5 protein-coding genes and 1 pseudogene are annotated in these 2436 nt (G+C 65.0%); all 6 read left to right on the top strand.

The features are described from left to right. Positions 1 to 528: 50S ribosomal protein L4 (gene rplD, locus Q8Q77_RS10765; protein ID WP_305583573.1), on the top strand; the 528-nt coding region annotated here is incomplete at its 5' end. After that, positions 528 to 827, top strand: coding sequence for a 50S ribosomal protein L23 (locus tag Q8Q77_RS10760; protein WP_254836842.1), 300 nt, complete (start codon positions 528 to 530; stop codon positions 825 to 827). The genes rplD and Q8Q77_RS10760, both read left to right, overlap by 1 nt. Before the next feature lie 4 nt (positions 828 to 831). Beyond that, on the top strand, positions 832 to 1668 hold the full coding sequence (rplB, locus tag Q8Q77_RS10755; RefSeq protein ID WP_254836843.1) for a 50S ribosomal protein L2: 837 nt from the start codon (positions 832 to 834) through the stop codon (positions 1666 to 1668). A 3-nt stretch (positions 1669 to 1671) separates the two neighbouring features. Further along, positions 1672 to 1950 (top strand): 30S ribosomal protein S19, encoded by a 279-nt coding sequence (rpsS, locus tag Q8Q77_RS10750; RefSeq protein WP_056730050.1) that lies wholly within the window; start codon positions 1672 to 1674, stop codon positions 1948 to 1950. Between the two features lie 2 nt (positions 1951 to 1952). Further along, a complete protein-coding gene (gene rplV, locus Q8Q77_RS10745; protein ID WP_254836844.1) occupies positions 1953 to 2333 on the top strand; it encodes a 50S ribosomal protein L22 in 381 nt (126 codons plus the stop codon). Further along, a pseudogene (locus Q8Q77_RS10740) lies at positions 2333 to 2436 on the top strand (30S ribosomal protein S3); the annotation flags it as partial. The gene rplV and the pseudogene Q8Q77_RS10740, both read left to right, overlap by 1 nt.

Below are 2436 nucleotides of genomic sequence, written 5' to 3'. Positions count from 1 at the left end.
ACCTGGCAGCTCGCCAAGCGTCGCGCCGGCACCCACAAGATCCAGGTCCGCAACGAGGTCTCTCGTACGGGCAAGAAGATGTACAAGCAGAAGGGCACCGGCGGCGCCCGTCACGGTTCGCGCCGTGCGGCCCAGTTCGTCGGCGGCGCCAAGGCCCACGGTCCTGTGGTCCGCAGTCACGCCTTCGACCTGACCAAGAAGTTCCGCGCCCTTGGCCTGCGCCATGCGCTCTCCTCCAAGGTCAAGTCGGGCTCGCTGGTCATCGTCGACAGCGTGACCCTCACCGATCCGAAGACCGCCGGCCTGCGCGCCACGCTGTCCAAGATGGGCCTGAAGAACGCGCTGGTCATCGCCGGGGCGGAAGTGGACGCGAACTTCAAGCTCGCCGCCCGCAACATCCCCAACGTGGACGTGCTGCCGAACGCCGGCCTGAACGTCTATGACGTGCTGCGTCGCCACACCCTCGTCCTCACCAAGGACGCGGTCGAGGCGATCAACGCGCGCTATGCCGAGAAGGAAGCCGCGTAATGGCCGACCCTGTCGCCCGCCACTACGACGCCATCCTGTCGCCGGTGATCACGGAAAAGGCCACCCTGCTTTCCGAGCAGAACAAGGTCGTCTTCCGCGTCGCCATTGATGCGTCGAAGGATGAAATCGCCGCCGCTGTCGAAGCGCTGTTCAAGGTCAATGTCACCAAGGTCAACACCCTGGTCGTCAAGGGCAAGACCAAGCGTTTCCGCGGCCGTCCGGGTCGTCGTAACGACGTCAAGAAAGCTGTCGTGACCCTGGCCGAAGGCCAGTCCATCGACATCACCACGGGGCTCTAGTCCGATGGCCTTGAAGCAATTCAATCCGACCTCTCCCGGCCGTCGCGGCTTGGTTCTGGTCGATCGTTCCGAGCTCCACAAGGGCAAGCCGGAAAAGTCGCTCGTCCAGGGCCTCACCAAGTCGGGTGGTCGTGGCGGCGGTGGCCGTATTGCGGTCCGCTTCCGCGGCGGCGGCGCCAAGCGCCTCTACCGCGTGGTCGACTTCAAGCGTCGCAAGTTCGACGTGCCGGCGACCGTCCAGCGTCTCGAGTACGACCCGAACCGCACCGCCTTCATCGCGCTGATCAAGTACGACGACGGTGAGCTGGCCTATATCCTGGCCCCGCAGCGCCTGAAGGCCGGCGATGTGGTCATCGCGGCCGAAAAGGCTGACGTGAAGCCCGGCAACGCCATGCCGCTGCGCGGCATGCCGATCGGCACGATCATCCACAATGTCGAGCTGAAGCCCCTCAAGGGCGGGCAGATCGCCCGCTCCGCTGGCGCCTACGCCCAGTTGGTCGGCCGTGACAGCGGCTATGCCCAGATCCGCCTGAACTCGGGCGAGCTGCGCATGGTGCAGGACACTTGCATGGCCACCATCGGCGCCGTGTCGAACCAGGACCATATGAACCAGGTCCTCGGCAAGGCTGGCCGCGTCCGCCACATGGGCTTCCGCCCGCACGTCCGCGGCGTCGTCATGAACCCGGTCGACCACCCGCACGGCGGCGGTGAAGGCCGCACCTCCGGCGGTCGCCACCCGGTTACCCCGTGGGGCAAGCCGACCAAGGGCGCCAAGACCCGTTCTAACAAGGCGACGGATAAGTACATCATCCGTTCGCGCCACGCTCGGAAGGCTCGCTAAGCCATGACCCGTTCCGTCTGGAAAGGTCCGTTCGTCGACGGATACCTGCTCAAGAAGGCCGAGACCGCCCAAGGTTCCGGCCGCAAGGATGTGATCAAGACCTGGTCGCGTCGCTCCACCATCATGCCGCAGTTCGTCGGCCTGACCTTCGGCGTGCACAACGGCCAAAAGCATGTGCCCGTCCTGGTCAGCGAAGACATGGTCGGCATGAAGCTCGGTGAATTCGCCCCCACCCGGTACTTCCCGGGCCACGCGGCCGACAAGAAGGCCAAGAGGAAGTAGCCATGGCTAAGCAAGCAAAAGCGCGCCGGCTCACCGGCGTCGAGGCGATGGCCAAGGTGACGACTCTCCGCACCAGCCCCCGCAAACTGAACCTGGTCGCTCAGTCGATCCGCGGCCTCAAGGTGCAGCGGGCCCTGAACGAGCTCGAGTTCAGCCACAAGCGCATCGCGCGCGACGTGCGCAAGGCGCTCTATTCGGCGATCTCCAACGCCGAGAACAACCACAACCTCGACATCGACAACCTCGTCGTGTCCGAGGCCTTCGTGGGAAAAAACCTGGTGATGAAGCGCTTCGCCGCCCGTGCGCGTGGTCGTGCTTCCCGCATCGAAAAGCCGTTCAGCGAGATCACCATCGTGGTCCGCGAATTGGGTGAGGCCGCCTGATGGGTCAAAAAGTCAATCCGGTCGGGCTTCGCCTCGGCATCAACCGCACCTGGGACAGCCGCTGGTTCGCCGACGGCGCGGACTATGGTCGGATGCTCCACGA

This window comes from Phenylobacterium sp., from assembly GCF_030698145.1.
Taxonomy (GTDB): Bacteria; Pseudomonadota; Alphaproteobacteria; order Caulobacterales; family Caulobacteraceae; genus Phenylobacterium.
The sequence above is the reverse complement of the archived record's forward strand: the minus strand, read 5'-3'. Positions and strand labels throughout refer to the sequence as shown.

Bases quoted from the DNA above. Each gene is read 5' to 3' on its own strand.
- rplB (WP_254836843.1), top strand. From the start codon at position 832: ATGGCCTTGAAGCAATTCAATCCGACCTCTCCCGGCCGTCGCGGCTTG.
- Q8Q77_RS10760 (WP_254836842.1), top strand. From the start codon at position 528: ATGGCCGACCCTGTCGCCCGCCACTACGACGCCATCCTGTCGCCGGTG.
- rplV (WP_254836844.1), top strand. From the start codon at position 1,953: ATGGCTAAGCAAGCAAAAGCGCGCCGGCTCACCGGCGTCGAGGCGATG.
- rpsS (WP_056730050.1), top strand. From the start codon at position 1,672: ATGACCCGTTCCGTCTGGAAAGGTCCGTTCGTCGACGGATACCTGCTC.